This window comes from Alcaligenes sp. PF14, from assembly GCF_037150615.1.
Classification (GTDB): Bacteria; Pseudomonadota; Gammaproteobacteria; order Burkholderiales; family Burkholderiaceae_B; genus Alcaligenes; species Alcaligenes phenolicus.
On sequence record NZ_JBAGRS010000002.1, the window covers coordinates 622225 to 639482 of the forward strand.

Below are 17258 nucleotides of genomic sequence, written 5' to 3' on the forward strand. Positions count from 1 at the left end.
TATATGGTTCTACGACCTGTTCAGAGAGAAGGAATGCTGCGAATCAGTAAAATCATTGATTACGGCACTTTGGTGCTGACACACATGGCTGGGGATCCAGACCGTGTGTTCAGTGCGTCTGACTTGGCCGCCATCCTGGGTTTGGGCCAACCGACTGTCAGCAAGGTGCTTAAACTGCTGGGCCAGCACGAGCTGGTCATCAGCAGCAGAGGCGCACGCGGAGGGTATGTGTTGGGCCGCCCCGCCAAACAGATAAGTGTAGCGCAGATTATTGATGCACTGGAAGATCAGCCCTTTGGCTTGACTGAATGTGTAGCTACTCCTGGAGCCTGTTCCGTGGAGTCAGATTGCCATATACGCAGTAATTGGCAGCGTATCAACGATATTGTCCGACGCACCTTGGAAGAGGTCAGTGTTGCAGACATGATACGCGTGCCCGTTAACGAATTTCCCCTGACACACAAGCCGGGTCCCGAATTGAAAAACAGAAACAAGGCGAACACCTCCAACGTGGAGTTAACCGAATGAGTACCGTCAACGAACATCTGGACACCTTCCTCGATCGTGATTACGAGGCAGGCTTTGTCACCGACATCGAGTCTGAAACCATACCGAAAGGTCTGAACGAAGACGTCATCCGTTTCCTGTCCGCGAAAAAACGCGAACCGGAGTTCATGCTGGAATGGCGCCTGGCTGCTTACCGCCAGTGGCTGACCATGAAGTATCCCAAGTGGTCGATTGTGGAATATCCACCTATCGACTTCCAGGACATCAGCTACTACTCCGCGCCCAAGAGCAAGGCCGACGGCCCCAAGAGCCTGGACGAGGTGGATCCTGAATTGCTGCGCACCTATGAAAAACTGGGTGTGCCTTTGCACGAGCGCGCGCGTCTGGCCGGTGTGGCAGTTGACGCCGTGTTTGACTCAGTCTCGGTGGCCACCACCTTCCGCAAAGAGCTGGAAGAAGTGGGCGTGATCTTCTGTTCCTTTTCCGAGGCCGTGCGTGAATATCCGGAACTGGTGAAAAAGTATCTGGGTACGGTTGTCCCTCCTAGCGACAACTTCTATGCCGCCCTGAACTCGGCCGTATTCTCCGATGGCTCTTTTGTGTTCATCCCCAAAGGCGTACGCTGCCCGATGGAGCTGTCCACCTATTTCCGCATCAATGCCCGCGACACTGGTCAGTTCGAGCGCACCTTGATCATTGCGGAAGAGGGCGCTTCGGTCAGCTATCTGGAAGGCTGTACGGCGCCGATGCGCGATGAAAACCAGTTGCACGCAGCGGTCGTGGAACTGGTCGCCTTGGACGACGCCAAGATCAAGTACTCCACCGTGCAAAACTGGTACCCCGGCGATAAAGACGGCGTAGGCGGTATTTACAACTTCGTCACCAAGCGTGGCGAATGCCGTGGCGCACGTTCGCACATCTCCTGGACGCAGGTTGAAACTGGCTCGGCCATCACCTGGAAATACCCCAGCGTGGTGCTGCGCGGCGATGATTCCCAAGGCGAGTTCTACTCGGTCGCCCTGAGCAACCACCGCCAGCAAGCCGATACCGGCACCAAAATGATTCATATGGGTCGCAATACCCGCAGCACGATTATCTCCAAGGGGATTTCGGCGGGCCAAGGTATCAATACCTATCGCGGCCTGGTTCGTATTACCCCCAAGGCAGAAAACGCCCGCAATTACACCCAGTGTGATTCGCTGCTGATCGGCAAGCGCTGTGCTGCACACACCTTCCCAACCATGGAAGTGCAGAACCCCAGCGCCAGTGTGGAACATGAAGCAACCGCTTCGCGCATTGGCGAGGACCAGCTCTTTTACGCCATGCAGCGCGGCCTGACTGCCGAAGATGCCGTCTCCATGATCGTGAACGGCTTTTGTAAAGAAGTGATTAAAGAATTGCCCATGGAGTTTGCGGTCGAAGCACAGAATTTGCTCGGCGTCAGCTTGGAAGGCAGTGTAGGTTAAGGAGAATAATGAAATGCTGACGATTAAAGATTTGCGCGCTTCGGTTGAAGATAAACCTATCCTTAAAGGTCTGAACCTGGAAATCAAACCCGGTGAAGTCCACGCCATCATGGGCCCGAACGGCTCGGGCAAGAGCACCTTGTCCCAGGTTCTGGCCGGTCGTGAAGACTACACCGTGGAAGGCGGTTCGGTTGACTGGCTGGGTCAAGATCTGCTGGAAATGAAGATTGAAGACCGCGCCCGTTCCGGTCTGTTCCTGGCATTCCAGTACCCCATCGAAATTCCCGGTGTGTCCAACGCCTACTTCCTGCGTGCTTCCGTGAACGCCGTGCGCCGTCATCAGGGCTTGCCTGAGCTGGACGCCATGGACTTCCTCAAGCGTGTCAAAGAGGAAATGAAGACGGTTGGCATGCGCGAAGAGTTTCTGTACCGCTCCGTGAACGAAGGTTTTTCCGGCGGCGAAAAGAAACGCAACGAAGTTCTGCAAATGAGCCTGCTGGAACCCAAGCTGGCCATCCTGGACGAAACCGACTCCGGTCTGGATATTGACGCTTTGCGTGTGGTGGCTGACGGCGTGAACCGTCTGCGTTCCCCCGAGCGTTCCTTGCTGGTGATTACTCACTACCAACGTCTGCTGGACTACATCGTGCCTGACTTTGTGCACGTATTGGCCGGCGGCAAGATCATTCGTTCCGGTGGCCGTGAATTGGCTCTGGAACTGGAAGAGCGTGGCTACGGTTGGGTGCTGGAGCAAGCAACTGCCGAACAAAAAGCCAAGGGAGCTGCGGTATGAGTCTGCCGGATTGGGTCAACAGCTTTGCCGCTCAGGCTGCACAAGCACCTGGAGCCGGCCTGCCATGGCTAAGCGCCGTGCGTCAGCGCGCGCTGGATCGTTTCGCTCAAGAGGGCTGGCCAACCACGCGTATTGAAGCCTGGCATCACACTTCCTTGGCTTTGCTGGAACAGCAAAGCTTTGCTCCTCAGAAATCGGCTTCGGCCGCGGAATTGGTGGCGTCAGTGCGCCAGCAAGAAGACGGGTACTTCCTGGTCTTTGTGGATGGTCACTACGATGCGGCTTTGTCGCACCTGAATGAGTTGCCAGCAGGCGTGCGTTTGGCCTCGCTCAGTACCTGTCTGGAGCAAGATGCAGATTGGTTGCAGCAGGCTTACGGGGATGAGTCCCTGGGCGCCTCGACCGCGGCCTTGAACCTGGCTTTGGCCCAGGATGGCGCGGCCTTGCACATCGCTGCGGGCAAGCACCTGGAGCAGCCTGTTCATCTGGTTTTTGTGCGCACCCAAGGTGGCAGCGCCAGCTTCACGCGTAACCTGATTTCTCTGGAATCCGGTGCCAGTGCAACGGTGGTTGAACACTATGTAGGTCAGGAAGGAACGGATGCTTCCTTGAGCAGCGTCGTGACTCGCCTGAACGTGGCGCCTGATGCCAAGCTGACACACATGAAGTTGCAGCAGGAAGCCTTGCAAGACTTCCACCTGGCCGCAATCGATGTGCAGCAAGGTCGTGGCTCGGTATTCAATTCGCACTCCCTGTCCTTCGGTGCCCGTATAGCCCGTAACGATATTGCTACTGTTTTCAACGGCGAGCGCTGCGAAACCTTGTTCAATGGTTTGTATTTTGTGGATGGCCGCCGTCACGTGGACCACAACACCATCATTGATCACGCTCAGCCTAACTGCCAAAGCCGTGAGTTCTACCGTGGCATTTTGGCCGACACCGCCCGCGGTGTGTTCAGTGGTCGCGTATTGGTAGGCAAGGGCGCGGATGGTACGGATTCGGTACAGCGTTCGGACAGCTTGCTCTTGTCCAAGATGGCACGTGCAGACTCCCGCCCTGAGTTGGAAATCTACGCCGACGACGTCAAGTGTGCACACGGTGCCACTGTGGGTCAGCTGGATGCAGATAGCCTGTTCTACCTGCGCTCGCGTGGCATGACCATGGAAGATGCACGCAATATGCTGATTTACGCATTTGCCGCTCAGTCTCTGGAGCGCATTGCGTCCGAGAGCCTGCGTAGCCGTGCCACAGTCGGTATTAATGCTTTGTTGCCTGGCGGTCTTGCCCTTGGAGATCTTGCATGAATGCGCCTATGCCCGTAACTGCTGCTGGTTTGCTGAATCACCGCGAGGATTTTCCTATCCTGGCTCGCCCCATCCGGGGCCAACGCCTGTCCTATCTGGACAATGGCGCGACGACGCAAAAGCCGCGCTCGGTCATTGAAGCCGAGGCGCGATTCTATGAGCAGTCCAATGCCAACATCCACCGTGGTGTGCATTGGCTGTCTCAGCATGCTACTGAGCTGTACGATCAGGCCAGAAGTACAGTGCGGGCATTTCTGAATGCCGCGCGCGACGAAGAAATTGTGTTTACGCGTGGCACCACAGAATCCATCAACCTGGTGGCCTATAGCTGGGGCATGGACAACCTGAAAGCAGGCGACGAGATTCTGCTGACCGGCCTGGAGCATCACTCCAATATCGTGCCTTGGCAATTGGTTGCCCAGCGTACCGGTGCCGTTATTCGCGTGGTGCCTGTGCTGGATAACGGTGAGCTGGACCAGGAAGCCTTCAAGCAACTGCTCAACGAGAGAACCCGCCTGCTGGCTGTGGGCCATGTGTCCAATGCCTTGGGCACGATCAACCCCATCGCTGAAATGACCCGTCAGGCGCATGCCGTCGGCGCCAAGGTGCTGGTGGATGGTGCCCAATCCGTTCCCCACGGTGTGGTGGACGTACAAGCCCTGGATGCGGATTTTTACACGTTTTCGGCCCATAAACTGTACGGTCCTACCGGCATGGGCGCCTTGTACGTGCGCTACGAGATTCTGGACAGCATGTCGCCCTGGATGGGCGGCGGTGACATGATCACCACCGTCAGTTTCGAGCAAAGTAATTACGCCCCTGTGCCACAGCGCTTTGAGGCAGGTACGCCCAATATCGCTGGTGCCATTACCATGGCTGCCGCTATCGATTATTTGATGGGTATAGGCATGCAGCGTATTGCCGACCATGAAGCGCTGTTGCTGGACTACGCCACCGAAGCCTTGCTGGCCATGCCTGGCATTCGCATTATTGGTACGGCCGCACACAAGGCAGGCATTGTGTCCTTCCTGGTCGACGGTATTCACCCGCATGATCTGGGCACGATTCTGGACATGGACGGCGTTGCTGTGCGTGCCGGTCACCACTGTGCCATGCCCTTGATGACGCGCTTTGGCATTCCCGGTACGGCTCGTGCCTCCTTTGCCTTGTACAACGATTACGCTGATATTGATGCTTTGCTGGGCAGCCTGCGCAAAGCTCAAAAACTATTTGGAGTTGGCTAAATGAGCCAGGATTTCAACGGGCTGCGCGAGCTCTACCAAGAGGTCATTTTTGACCATAACCGTAGCCCGCGTAACTTTGAAGTAATAGAAAACGCCAGTCATTTTGCCAATGGCCACAATCCGCTGTGTGGGGATCAACTGGCTGTGTACGCCGTGGTTGAAGACGGCATTGTGCAGAAAGTCAGCTTTGTGGGGCATGGCTGCGCTATTTCCAAGGCTTCGGCATCCTTAATGACCGAAGCCGTAAAAGGCCTGAGTCTGGCCGAGTTTGAGTCTCTATTTCAAGATATGCACGCCATGTTGACAGAGGCCCATCCCGATCGAGATCTGGGCAAGCTGGAAGTGTTATCTGGTGTGCGTGAATTCCCCGCACGGGTTAAATGTGCCACTCTGGCCTGGCATACCCTGCATAACGCCATCAATCAGGCCAAAGAAACCGCGCAAACCGAATAAAGGCGCAAACAAGCCATGAGCTACTTTGAACGACATGATGTGCTGGTCAGCCGGGATTGTCCGGCTGTCAGTATCCCTTACGGTGCTCCCGTTACGATCGAGGCGGGTTGTACAGCAACGATTACCCAGAAGCTGGGTGGCAGCTATACCGTGATGGTAGAGGGCAACCTGTACCGAATTGAAGGTGTCGATGCCGATGCGCTGGGTTTTGAGGCCCAGGACAAGCCCGAGGTTTTTGTACCCGAGCTGCCCCTGAGCGAAAAAACCATTGAAGACGCCGCCTGGATTGTGCTGGCTAGCGTTTATGATCCGGAGATTCCGGTCGATATCGTTAATCTGGGCTTGGTGTACGCTTGTCACGTGAAGCAGACTGGTCCAGAAGCGTTCTCCATCACCATGGAAATGACGCTGACGGCTCCGGGTTGCGGTATGGGCACCATGATTGCCGATGAGGCCCGCTACAAGCTGGAGACTATCCAGGGCGTAGAGAAGGCCGTAGTGGATCTGGTTTGGGATCCACCGTGGAGCCGGGAACGTATGAGTGAATCAGCTCGCTTGCAACTAGGAATGCTGTAATAGAAAAGCCTGCGGTTAGCAGGCTTTTTCGATGTGGGTGTTGGGCATCCCTAGCCTGGCTCCTTTGGAGACCGCGTGATAGACGGCCTCGTTACGGTTGTGTACGTTCATCCGCATATACAGGGTTTCAGCATGCGCCTTGGCTGTAGCCGATGAAATATTCAACTGCCGGGCCACGCCCTTGATGGTCATGCCGCGTGCCAATAACACCAGCACTTCATACTGGCGCGGTGTCAGGCCCAGCAGCCGCGCTTCGTCAAGATGGTCTGTCTCAGGATCGGCGGGTGGCCAGCGTATGGGCTCGTAGGAGGTAATCAGCTTGTCGGAATGAGCTTGGGACGGCGATGGACTCGATGGCTGGGTTACAGTCGTGGTCATTGCCATCGTTTGACGCTGGGGCGCAGGCGATGGAAAACAGGAGCCGCCGGCCAACACCAGATTGATCGAAGCCGCCATTAATTCCGGTGTGGCGGTCTTGAGCAAATGTCCCATAACGCCGGCAGGCATGTCTTGAAGCGCAGGCAAGGCGTAGTGGGAGTCGGCTATCAGGAGTACGGCGCTGGGTTGCAGGCTGCGGTACGCATCAGCCAGCAGCTTCAAACAGGCCTTGGCCGATGGCACCGACAATAGCAGCAGCTCACAACATCGTGTCTGCAGACCGGTTTCCATAGATTCGTAGTCCATGCTGAGCAGTTCCGCGCTGGGCAGGGTGTCTGCCAGCAGCCGTACGATACCCAACCTGTATAAGGTGTGTGGCTCTACGATGATAATTGTTGTCATTTTATGTCTCCCTCGCTGCGTCATGGGCTCTATGTCATTACGTTGAATAAGCCTTTTGTTGGTTCGATTGCATGTGTCATTGTCTTTGGTAGTTATGGGTATTTTCTTTTTTCATTCCTATTGGCAGCCTAATTTTCAGATGGCTAGCCGCATTCAGAACGGGCGAATCATGTGAAATTGTTAAACATTGTTTGTTTTGGTTAAATTTTGATGTTTTAAACGCCATACCGTGCCCAAAAGCGCGGATCAGGTATCTGGAAAGCCTTATAAACTCGGGTTACTCCTATGCTCCATAATCCCTAAACCGCTTACATATCAATAGCTTGAGTGTTGTCAGCGGCGCCTACTATATAACATATTGCCGCTGACATTTGGCTTACGTCAGCCGGTTAATGTTGGTTGACATACGCATTGTTGAAATTACCCGTCTGGGTGACGGTACTGTTGTGGTTCAGGCCGCTTTGCACCACTTGGGCACGGTTGCCCCAACCGTTCTGCATAACCGACGAATCCAGGTTGAAACCGACCTGGGTAACCACGGCCTTGTTATAGCCGCCGCTCTGGCTGATGTAGGAATCGTTGCCGATGCCTGCTTGGGAGTTATAGGCGTCATTGCCCAGGCCACTTTGGATGATGTTGCTGTCGTTGCTGTAGCCGGTCTGTTCAGTAACGGCTTTGTTATGCGAGCCGATCTGGACAATACTGGCGTGCAGGCGATCCGAATTGCCCCACCACGTGCCGGTTTGGCTGATAGTGGCATCATTTTTGTGGCCACCGCCCTGGACGATGGAGGCGTTCGAGTTGGAGACATTCCACTGATCGATCACGCCTTTGTCGTACTTGCCCCTGTCGGTGATGCTGGCGGTCGAGCTCATGCTTTTGTATTGATTGATGTACGCATCTCCTTTGTACCCCGATTGGGTAATGAAGGCGTTGACATGGCTGCTGTTGTCTTGCTCAATGACTGAGTCGTTGCGCGCGCCGCTGTCGTTGATGACAGCCAGTGCGTCACGGGTTCGGTATTGATTGACATAGGCATCGCCCGCTTGTCCCGTTTGGTTTACCCAGGCCTGGTCACCAGTGCTGCGGACTTGTTCCACAACCGCCTTGTTGTCCGAGCGTAATTGCTTGATGCCGATTTGCGATCCGTTGGCCTGCCATTGGCTGGCAAAGGCGTCGTTGCGGTTGCGTGACTGGGTGATGGTGATCGTGGAGTTGCCGCCGCTGCGGCTTTGTTCCACCACGGCCTTGTTGTCGTTGCCGTTGATGACCTTCACGGTGGTGCGAACCGTACCGTTATCCCACTGGTTGATGTAATCGTCGTTGCGGTCTCCCTTCACGTCGATGGTCGCGTTGGCGTTGGCGTTGTGGTTTTGAAGAACTACGCCTTTGTTGAAATTGCCGGTCTGCGTCACGGTGGCGTTGTCAGCCAGCGCCAGTGTGGGCAGGGCCAGCGCGGTGCCCAGGGCAATAGCTAATGTGGACAGTTTGCCGTTCATATACTTCTCCTCAGTGCATGTCGAAGACCGTTGTTAGGAAAGAGAGCGGTGGCCGGTCTTCTCGGAACCACCGCGCTGTCTGCTCGTGTTCAACTGCCGGTGACTGGAGCGGTCTGCACCTCATCGCTTGTGGCCTCATTGGCTTGCGTGGCCTTAGGAGCGGCCACAGCGGTCTGGGTGCGCATGCTGCGATAGGTTTCGTTTTGCTTCATGTAGTTCTGCACGATGGGGTTGTTACGGTCGGCCTCGTTTTGCAGTCGCCATTGGCCTTCCTTCATGCCTTGCACGATCAGATGCACCACCGCCGATTCAATGGCCTCTTTGACCGAGAGCTGGGCCGGTTCGTTGTTAGTTACGCCAGCCTCGATTTCCAGCAGGTCTTTGAAGTTCACGAACTTGTAGACGCTGGGCCGGACTTCGTAGGAAAAGATGGTCTTGGTCGTGGACACGCTTTGCAAAATGTTGCCGGTGCGCACGTCGATGGCCCGCAGGTTGACCGTGACTTGGTCCACCCGATACTGGGTAGACAGGCCTACGCCCAGAAAGCGTGCGCCCGCGCCGCCCGTGCGCACATTGCTTTCATAGGAGATGATGCCTCCGTCCATCATGATTTCGGCCGGGGCTAGCGGCGGGATGTTAATGGCGGTGCGCTGGCCGTTTTCTTGCGATCCGTCCAGGGCGCGCACGATGCGCCGCTCGGTCAGCAGTTCCTGCAGGCTTTCGCGCTCGACCGGAGTGAACCAGCGCGAGTCACGCAAGGCTTTGACCAGCAGGGCGGCGGCTCCCTGGGTGACTGAGGTGGAAAAGGAACTGTCCGGATTGGGCTTGTATTGGCCGGTCTGGTCACGAAACCCGTAGACGGCCACGGTCAGGCGCTGGGCGGGCGCGGGGAGCTCCAGCAGATCGTGTGTGGCTGGCGAGGCGGGCGTCAGGTAGGCAGAGCCTTTGACTTCGGCCGGGGTGGAGGGGACGGCGCAGGCAGCCAGGGCCCAGGTCAGGGCCAGCACGCTTAACAGGCGTGTTGGGCGCGCGTTCAGGACGGTCACTGTGCTCATCATGGTTGCATCACTCGGAAAGTAGTGGAAGCGCCGGTGATCCGGTCCGTAGTGGTGATCGTCAGTGCTCCGCCGCCGATATCGACGACGCTGACAGTAAAGCTGCCGGTCTCGAAGGTCCCGGGTACAAATTTGCCGTTGCTGTCCACAAACTGCGAGGACGCGGCCGAGGCCAGGCGACTGAGTACCGAGCGCTCCAACTGATCGTTGAAGTCCTGGAAGGGCGTGCGCTGCTCAAAGGATGAGCCCAGGTCTTCGGCGTCGGGGTCCGTGTGCTTGTTGGTGACCTGGGCCGAGTTCAGTAGCCATTGCCCATTGAGCGGGCTGCCGCCGAAATTGGGATTGACGGGGGTATATATCAGTTCGGTTGCGTGGACGGGAGCAAATAGCGCACCGGTCAGCACAACAGAGGCAAGGGGCAGGAAGGTCTTCACGTTATGTCTCTCTTGTTAAAGTTCGTCCGGAGCAAGGTCCGGGTTGTTGGTGAGTACGCGTTCGATCTCGCTTTTATTGACGTTTTCCAGAACAAGATCCACAGCCCGCTCACTGGCTTTCTTTGTGCCGGAACGTGCGGGCGTGAGAAAAGCGTGATACATGCGCTGGCGGCGGTATTCGACCCAAATTTCGCTGCCCCAGCGGGCCGACGGGCGCTCCACCACCGTCAGGGTGAAGGGACTGGCCCCGGTCAGCTCGCGCCAGCGATTGCTGAAGTAGCGGTAAAAGTCTTGTCCTTGCACCGTTACGGTGCGGTTGATGACGATGCCCGCGAGCGGATCGTCAAACAGGTTCTTGCGAACTACTTCAGCCTGCCGGATGGCTTCCATGAAGTTGGCCGGTTTGGGCTTGCTGGTATCTCTGCCTGGTTGCGCAGCGGCGCTGCTCATGACACACAGCATTGCCAGGAGCACGGCCCCTTGTTGGTATGGTTTTGTCATTGCAGCACCTGTTGTTCCTTCGCCTTACGGCTTGATACATCGGCGTTACTGACTATGGTAGAGACGGCCATCTGCAATTACATGAGCCGCATTTCCTAGGCTGTTTGCCCTTGCACAGGGCTGTTTTTGCGTCGGTGCTACTGATTCGGCGTAGGCTGTTTGGGGTAGGCGCGCGGACGAAAGATCAGCGGTGTCAGTGGTTCTCCGTCGTGTGGGCCGGTTGCCTGCTGCATGGGTAGCGGATTGGCTGCTTCTACATGCTGTACCGCGCCGTCCTGGGCGTTGTAGAGCACGACGATGCGGCTGTGGCGCACGGTATCGATCTGCTCGTGATCAAAGTGCGGCAGGGGGGGCTGCTTGACGCGATGCGAGCGGCTGCGTTGGCGGTACAGGGCCTGGCGCAGGTGGCGCTGCTGGCGCTGCTGGCGTCGCCAGCGTGACCAGGCCAACAGCAGCAGGCCGTTGGTCAGCAGAACCGCCCCGTAGAACAGAAAGGTGGTCAGGGTTGGGAAGATCGGATCTATCTGTTCGTAGCCAGCTTTGTCCATGGTGTGACCGATCAATAGGAGCAAGCCTTTGGCGATCAGGTAACTGAAGACGAACCAGCCGGCGATGGTCAGTAGACGGTCTATCCAGCGAGTGATGGGATGGCGTTGGGTCGTGATGATCATGACAGCTCCTTGATACCCCGGTCGGGGCTGCTCCAGCGGGCGCGTTTGCGACGCAGGCGCAGCATGACCATGGGGAAACTCCACAGCGTGGTTAAAAAATTGATCAACCAGTAGGCAAATGGGTACCAGATGATCCAGAACATCGTCAGGGGCAGATCGGGCTCGTAGCGACGGTCGATCCAGATACTGACGGCGAACTGCAGCAGGCACATGCCGGCCAGCACCATACCGGTGAACGAGGGCGGGAACAGGCCGTCGATCTGGGTGGCGGCAGGCAAGTGGAGCATTTGTCCAAGCAACCAGATCAGCATCGCTACGCCCAGGGCGAAACTCCATAAGGTCGAACACAGGTATTCCAGGGTCAGGGGCCACATGCCGCGGTTTTCCCAGCGCAGCACCTGCGGGGTGTATTTCAGGAAGGTTTCCGCACCGCCCTGAGCCCAGCGCAAACGCTGCTTGAACAGGCCTTTCAGTGTTTCGGGCATCAGCACCCAGCACAGGGCGCGCGGCTCATAGAACACCTGCCAGCCGGCCAGCTGCAACTTCCAGGTCACATCGATGTCCTCGGTGATCATGTCCAGACTCCAGTAGTCCACTTCGTCCAAGGCCTGGCGACGAAAGCCTGCGATCACGCCGGAAATCGTGAAGATTTTTCCGTAGACGCGCTGCGTGCGCTTGATTAGCCCGATGATCGAGGAGAACTCGCCAACCTGGATGCGGCCGATCAGGGTGGAGCGCGTGCGGATGCGCGGATTACCGGTGGTGGCACCGACTTCCGGGTTACGCAGCATGGGGGCGACCAGGTAATTGACGCCTTCCGGGTCCAGGTAAGCATCCCCGTCTATACACACGAAGTAATCGCCGCTGGCGCTCAGGGCTCCCATGCGCAGGGCCAGTGCCTTGCCCTGGTTCTGGGCCAGGTGGATGACGCGCAGCTTGTCGTACTCCTCGCTCAGATCATTGAGCACTTGGGCGGTGCGGTCGCTGGAGCCGTCGTTGATGGCGATGACTTCGATGTTGGGATAGACCTGGTTCAGCGCGGACAGGATGGTAGAGCGGGCGTTGGCCTGTTCGTTAAAGCAGGGGATCAGGATGCTGACCAGCGGCATGCCTTCCAGTTCGGGTGGGGCGTGTGGTTTATAGGTCCAGCGGCGTTCATGCTGGAACCAGAAGATCAAGCCGCCGCCTATCCATATGCCCGACATGAACAGCGGGTACATGAAGATGAAGTAGAGCAGTAGGTGGCTGGTCAGGGCGACGGTGATTCCCAGGGGAATTCCGACGATCAGGCACAGGGCCAATAGGGCGATCAGTCGTTCAATCATTTTTTGTTGGATACCATTCAATCGTGATTTCCGGACGAATCACGTTCATCTTGGGCTGATTGTTGACAAAGTCGTCGGGGTAATAGCCGACATGTCGCGCCCCTCTTGCCGTCAGTGCATTGAGCCAGCCGGCCACTAGATGGGAGTCCAGCGGACGGGATGGTTGACCTTGGCCGGGCCAATCGACCGATTGCACTTCGAACACGGTGCGGCGCAGGCCTTCTGGGTGGCTGGCCACCTTATCGACCAGCTCGTTCAGCCAGGTCACGGCATGCTGATCGAGGATGTCTTCCATGCGGGGCATGGCCATCACGGCAGTCCAGTCATAGGCTTGCAGAAAATCGTTCAGGTTCTGAGCAAACCACTGTTCGCTCTGGGGCTTCAGAACCGGTAGAGCGTACATATTGCGGGCCGTACTGATCTGCGGGCCGCGCTGCTTGCGTACCCGATCAGCTAGTTCCCGGGTCAAGTCGATCAGGGCTTGTGATTTAAAGCGCGTCCAGCGCTCAAACTGCTCGGGATTGGCTCGTATCGTTCTGATGTCCCTGCCAAAGCCGGCGTTTTCGTAGGCGTCCAGGGCGGCGGGCGAGGCATCTTCAAAGTCGGTCAGCGTGGCATCGTCATGGAATACGACACCAAAGAAGATGGCGCTGCGTCCCAGGTCTTCGTACAGATCGCCCATGATCTGGCGAGTGCGAGGGTCAAAGGGGGACAGGCGGCGGTAGCCTTGTGTGGGCAGGGAAGGTGGGCTGCCGTCGGCATGCCATTGCAGCACGCGTTGCGCCGGCTCGGACGTCTCGATGGCCAGCACGGGCATCCATGCAAAGACATTGACGTGGGCGCGCGAACTTAATTGCCAGGCCGTGCGATTGAACAGGTCGGCGCGCATGGGCAGGTGGCGGTTGGGGAAGTAGACCGCGCGCACCAGGCCATCGCCTGTGGGGTCGGCGAAGGCTTGCAGATAGACACTACGTGGTTTCAGGTCTGCGATGCGTTGCACCAGGGCGCTCAAGTTGCGTTCCATCTGCGCCGGATCGGGGTCGTACACATAATCCAGATCCACATGCACCACGCGCTCGGCCTGACGGTCTTCACGGGCGGTGATAAAGCCTGCAAAGGTGCTGATGTCCGGGTCGTTATCCACCAGATAGCGGGGCATATTCATCGGGTCGTGGACATTGGCCACGCCGTCGGTCAGCGTCAGGGCCATCTGATAGCCTTCTTGCTCCAGAATTTGCAGGCCCAGGCCGCTGATCCGGCCATAGGGCCAGACCCAGACGCGCGGCGGCTTACCGGCGTGCTGTTTGACGCGGGCACTGATGGCGCGCACATCCTCGCGAAAGCGGGCGGTGTACTCGGCATCGGTCTCGTAGCGTTTCTGATCGGTCAGGTAGCGATGTGCGGCAGCCACTGGCTGGATATTGCCTTGTGGGTTGGCGATGGCACCGTAATGCATGTTTTGGGTGTGCGCGCCGATTTCCACCAAACCGGATTTGGCCATTTCGTCGATTTGTGCCCAGTGCAAAAAGCGCGAACGTTCGGTGGGAAGACCGCCAAAGTCCACTTTTTCGTTGTCGGGGGTGTCCAACCATTTGCCGACCGGGGCCAGCAGCGCAGGCCAGTGATAGGCTTTTAGCAGCGGGAACACGCGGGTATAGAAACTTTGATACCCGTCGTCAAATGACAGCAGCACTGCCTTTTCAGGCAGAGGCTCCACACCTTGGCGGGCGCGCATAATCTGCTCTACGCTGACGGGCACATAGTTGTTTTCCTGTAGCCAGGAAAACTGCTGGCGCAGGTGCTCGGTACTGACGCTCAGGTACGCCTGGTTAGGATCGTGGTCCTCCACGTCGTGGTAGGCGATGATGAGTAGCTCGTCATTGCGCCAGGGCTGCTCTTGTTGTTCGAGGCGACGCTGCTCGGGCGGTACATACAGGGCCGGCGGGCTGGCGCTGCAGGCGGATAAAAGGGCGCTGAAGGCCACTATCAGAAGGGTCAGGATTCGTGTGCTCATTGTCGTGGCCGCTTAGAATTTGATCTTGAGTTCAACCATGCCGCTGTACTGCTGTTCGCGCTGGCCGTCATAGGGGCGGGACAGGGCCTGCAGGCGCAGGCCGACTTCCAGATTGCGGTCGTGCTGGTAGTTCAGTTCGTAGGCGACGGAACCTACGGTGCCATTGCCATAGCCGCTTTGGTGATGTAAGCCCACACCCAGTGTGAGGGCTTGGGTCAGGCGCTCGTCATAGTGTTGGTAAAGCAGGTGCTCCAGACGTAGGGCAGGCACAGCCATGTATTCGCGCCGTGGGCTGTAGTAGGGTCTGTCTTCGTCTTTGTTGCCGGAAGCCCATAGTTCCAGCTGGGCGTCGGCCTTGATGCGCGGGCTGGTGTAGATGCGTTGGTTACCTGTGATCTGCAGACTCTGACGTACGTTGTTGTCAGAGAATTTTGTCCCGGTATAGGCGGCTTGCACCCATTGTTCGGGGCCGTTTTTCCAGCGCAGCCGTACTTGTCCCTGGTTGGCCGTGATGCCTGCGGCCAGGGCGCGATTCGGAATATCCAGGGTGCGATAGTCCAGGGTGCCGCCGATGCTCCAGTGATCGCTCAGCTCGTGATCAAGCTGCAGGCTGGCTCCCATCTTGTTGCCCTGACCCCAGTTCTGGTTGTTGATTGTCAACTGTGATTGCCAGTCGCGGCCGCGGTACTCCAGGCCGGCTCCCTGCCAGTTCACGTTGTGACCAAGCTCGTCGCTGGTATCAAGGTGACCGGCCAGGGCGGTGGCGCGCCAGTTGTAGTTGATGGGGGCGCTGTACCATTGCGCCTCGGTGCGAATGCCGTCATTGCCCGAGATATCGCCGCCGTTGCTGGTTTCAAAACCGCTGCGCAGGATCAATTCATTCTTGCGGTAGGACTGCCAGTCTTTTTCCAGTTCCGCGACCCGCATATTGGTGGGGTAGTGCGCTTTGGCATACGCCAATAGTTCTTCGGCCTGGCGGTATTCGTGCAGATCCAGGGCGGTCTGGGCCTGGCTGATGATGACGTCTTCTTGGCGCGGCGCGTAGGTTTCGGCGATCTTCAGATTGCGTTCCGCCGCCCGTGGCATGCCCGACATGCGCTGGGCATCGGCCAGCGGCACGCGTAGGTTGACGTTACTCGGTGCCTGTGCGCTGGCCTTGCCCAGATTTTCGCGCGCCTCCTTGAGCAAACCCGTATAGGTATAGAGCGAGTTTTTCAAAATCAAGGCGTCGGTATAGCCTGGATTGGGCTGGGGGATTGGATTCCCGCGTAGCCACCGAGTGGCGGGCATGTCTTTTTCCATGCGCTCGGCCAATGCCAGTGCCTGATCTTCGCGGCCAGACTCCAGCAAGGAAAAGGCCAATCCGGTTTGATAGCGTGTGCGTGTTTTTGCGTCCAGCGAGGGTTCGGCCAACGCCCGCTCGTAGCTGGATACGGCTTGTTCGGGGTGACGGGCGCGCAGTTGCAGGGCTCCTAGCGAGGCATAGGCATAGCCTGGATATTGGGCCGCCCGTTCGGGAGCAATGTCTACTGTAGAGGGTGCGTCTTCGCGTGTGTCCATCGCAATCAGACGGTCACCACGGATGCGGCGGGCGAAAGCGGGGTTACCCAGAAAGCTGGCGCTGTCAGCCAGTTTGTCTTGCAACGCGATGGCTCGATTGGCGACCAGAAAACGTTCGGGTAGTGTGCGTGTGGGCTGGGGCGACAGCCGTGTCAATTCAGCGGCATAGTCGGCTTGACGGTCAGCCAGGTCTGCGTTCGAGAAGATGTCGGGATGTTGTGTTTGCCATTCCATCGCCTGGCGGTGCAGTCCAGCGGCATGCAGGGACTGGTCATAATCCCGGATAACATCGGTTTTGTCTGGCTGGGCAGCCAGAGCATCCTGGCTGACGCGCAGGGCTTCGTAGTTCTGGCCGGCAGCGCGGTAGATGTAGCTGCGCGTCAGCAGGTACATGGTGTTTTGGCGTGTGGCCGGCTGCAGTTGCTGGGCGCAGCTCAAGGCCTGGGCAGTCAGTCCGGCATCGGCCAGGCTCATGCACAGGCCCATGGTGAAGGCGGCTTGTTGTGGAAAGCGCCGCATTCCTTCCCGATACAGGTTTTGGGCCGGTGTCCATTGGCGCGCATCTTTGTAGGCGCGTGCTGTCAGCAGCAATACATCGGCCGGCAAGGGCAGGTTGGTCGGCCAGCTTTGGTACAGGCGGATGACCTCTTGCGGCTGGCCTGCCCAGGCATGAATGCGCATCAGATCAAGCTGGACACGTGTCTCTTGCGGATGCTGTTGCCGGTACTGCTGCAAGCCGGCAATGGCGGATTGGTATTGGCCTTGGCGTGCCTGTTTGATCCAATCCTCGTAGGAGGCGGCATACAGGCTGGTGCTACACGCGGTCAGTACCAGCAGGGTAAAGGAATCCAGCCAGAACCGGCGCAGAAACGAGGTTCTGGCTGGGAAGAGACCGACGTTTTGCAGAGCTTGTCTTTTTATTGATCGCCTGGACACTTCTCTTCCCCTTGTTGTTTGTGTGTACGTCCTGCCACTGTTCGTTACTGAGCGAACAGAAGGGTCTTAAGGGGTATCCTAGGAGTCTGGGCCTCTGGCGGTAATTGGCCTTTTGATGTAAACCACCAGGTTTTTTGTAG

At 57.5% G+C, this 17258-nt stretch carries 16 protein-coding genes; 7 read left to right on the forward strand and 9 right to left on the reverse strand.

The features are described from left to right. Positions 1 to 33: 33 nt before the first annotated feature. From WFM49_RS06910 to sufT, 7 genes are read left to right on the forward strand one after another with little or no spacing between them, the layout of a single operon-like run. Positions 34 to 528, forward strand: coding sequence for an SUF system Fe-S cluster assembly regulator (locus WFM49_RS06910; RefSeq protein ID WP_003800349.1), 495 nt, complete (start codon positions 34 to 36; stop codon positions 526 to 528). Beyond that, complete coding sequence (gene sufB / locus WFM49_RS06915) at positions 525 to 1973, forward strand: Fe-S cluster assembly protein SufB (protein ID WP_009454374.1); 1449 nt, start codon at positions 525 to 527, stop codon at positions 1971 to 1973. Before WFM49_RS06910 ends, sufB begins: the two co-directional genes overlap by 4 nt. Before the next feature lie 13 nt (positions 1974 to 1986). Further along, positions 1987 to 2766, forward strand: a complete 780-nt coding sequence (sufC, locus tag WFM49_RS06920; RefSeq protein WP_336972470.1) for a Fe-S cluster assembly ATPase SufC — start codon at positions 1987 to 1989, stop codon at positions 2764 to 2766. Further along, on the forward strand, positions 2763 to 4070 hold the full coding sequence (gene sufD / locus WFM49_RS06925; protein ID WP_250757203.1) for a Fe-S cluster assembly protein SufD: 1308 nt from the start codon (positions 2763 to 2765) through the stop codon (positions 4068 to 4070). The genes sufC and sufD overlap by 4 nt, the downstream gene beginning before the upstream one ends. Then, complete coding sequence (locus WFM49_RS06930) at positions 4067 to 5314, forward strand: cysteine desulfurase (protein WP_009454368.1); 1248 nt, start codon at positions 4067 to 4069, stop codon at positions 5312 to 5314. Before sufD ends, WFM49_RS06930 begins: the two co-directional genes overlap by 4 nt. Next, entirely contained in the window at positions 5315 to 5767 is a 453-nt protein-coding gene (sufU, locus tag WFM49_RS06935) for a Fe-S cluster assembly sulfur transfer protein SufU (RefSeq protein WP_009454366.1), read from the forward strand. It begins immediately after the preceding gene. A 15-nt stretch (positions 5768 to 5782) separates the two neighbouring features. Beyond that, the gene (sufT, locus tag WFM49_RS06940; RefSeq protein ID WP_009454364.1) at positions 5783 to 6343 is read left to right on the forward strand and encodes a putative Fe-S cluster assembly protein SufT; all 561 of its coding nucleotides are present in this window, start codon (positions 5783 to 5785) and stop codon (positions 6341 to 6343) included. 15 nt (positions 6344 to 6358) lie between these two features. On the opposite strand, the gene WFM49_RS06945 is transcribed toward sufT, so the two are convergent. The 9 genes from WFM49_RS06945 to pgaA form a co-directional block, all read right to left on the reverse strand. Continuing rightward, a complete protein-coding gene (locus WFM49_RS06945) occupies positions 6359 to 7123 on the reverse strand; it encodes a response regulator transcription factor (RefSeq protein WP_009454362.1) in 765 nt (254 codons plus the stop codon). Positions 7124 to 7512: 389 nt separating this feature from the next. Next, entirely contained in the window at positions 7513 to 8622 is a 1110-nt protein-coding gene (locus WFM49_RS06950; RefSeq protein ID WP_009454359.1) for a hypothetical protein, read from the reverse strand. Positions 8623 to 8711: 89 nt separating this feature from the next. After that, the gene (locus WFM49_RS06955) at positions 8712 to 9680 is read right to left on the reverse strand and encodes a CsgG/HfaB family protein (RefSeq protein WP_442893028.1); all 969 of its coding nucleotides are present in this window, start codon (positions 9678 to 9680) and stop codon (positions 8712 to 8714) included. Continuing rightward, positions 9677 to 10111, reverse strand: coding sequence for a curli assembly protein CsgF (locus tag WFM49_RS06960; RefSeq protein ID WP_009454355.1), 435 nt, complete (start codon positions 10109 to 10111; stop codon positions 9677 to 9679). The genes WFM49_RS06955 and WFM49_RS06960 overlap by 4 nt, the downstream gene beginning before the upstream one ends. A 15-nt stretch (positions 10112 to 10126) precedes the next feature. Beyond that, a complete protein-coding gene (locus tag WFM49_RS06965) occupies positions 10127 to 10612 on the reverse strand; it encodes a curli production assembly/transport protein CsgE (RefSeq protein ID WP_009454353.1) in 486 nt (161 codons plus the stop codon). A 137-nt stretch (positions 10613 to 10749) separates the two neighbouring features. Beyond that, the gene (pgaD, locus tag WFM49_RS06970; protein ID WP_009454351.1) at positions 10750 to 11283 is read right to left on the reverse strand and encodes a poly-beta-1,6-N-acetyl-D-glucosamine biosynthesis protein PgaD; all 534 of its coding nucleotides are present in this window, start codon (positions 11281 to 11283) and stop codon (positions 10750 to 10752) included. Beyond that, positions 11280 to 12608 carry a poly-beta-1,6-N-acetyl-D-glucosamine synthase gene (pgaC, locus tag WFM49_RS06975; RefSeq protein ID WP_021446639.1) on the reverse strand — a complete coding sequence of 443 codons (1329 nt, stop codon included), beginning with the start codon at positions 12606 to 12608 and terminating at the stop codon, positions 11280 to 11282. The genes pgaD and pgaC overlap by 4 nt, the downstream gene beginning before the upstream one ends. Beyond that, positions 12601 to 14622, reverse strand: coding sequence for a poly-beta-1,6-N-acetyl-D-glucosamine N-deacetylase PgaB (pgaB, locus tag WFM49_RS06980; protein ID WP_021446638.1), 2022 nt, complete (start codon positions 14620 to 14622; stop codon positions 12601 to 12603). Before pgaB ends, pgaC begins: the two co-directional genes overlap by 8 nt. Before the next feature lie 12 nt (positions 14623 to 14634). Continuing rightward, entirely contained in the window at positions 14635 to 17118 is a 2484-nt protein-coding gene (gene pgaA / locus WFM49_RS06985) for a poly-beta-1,6 N-acetyl-D-glucosamine export porin PgaA (RefSeq protein ID WP_336972474.1), read from the reverse strand. Positions 17119 to 17258: the final 140 nt, after the last annotated feature.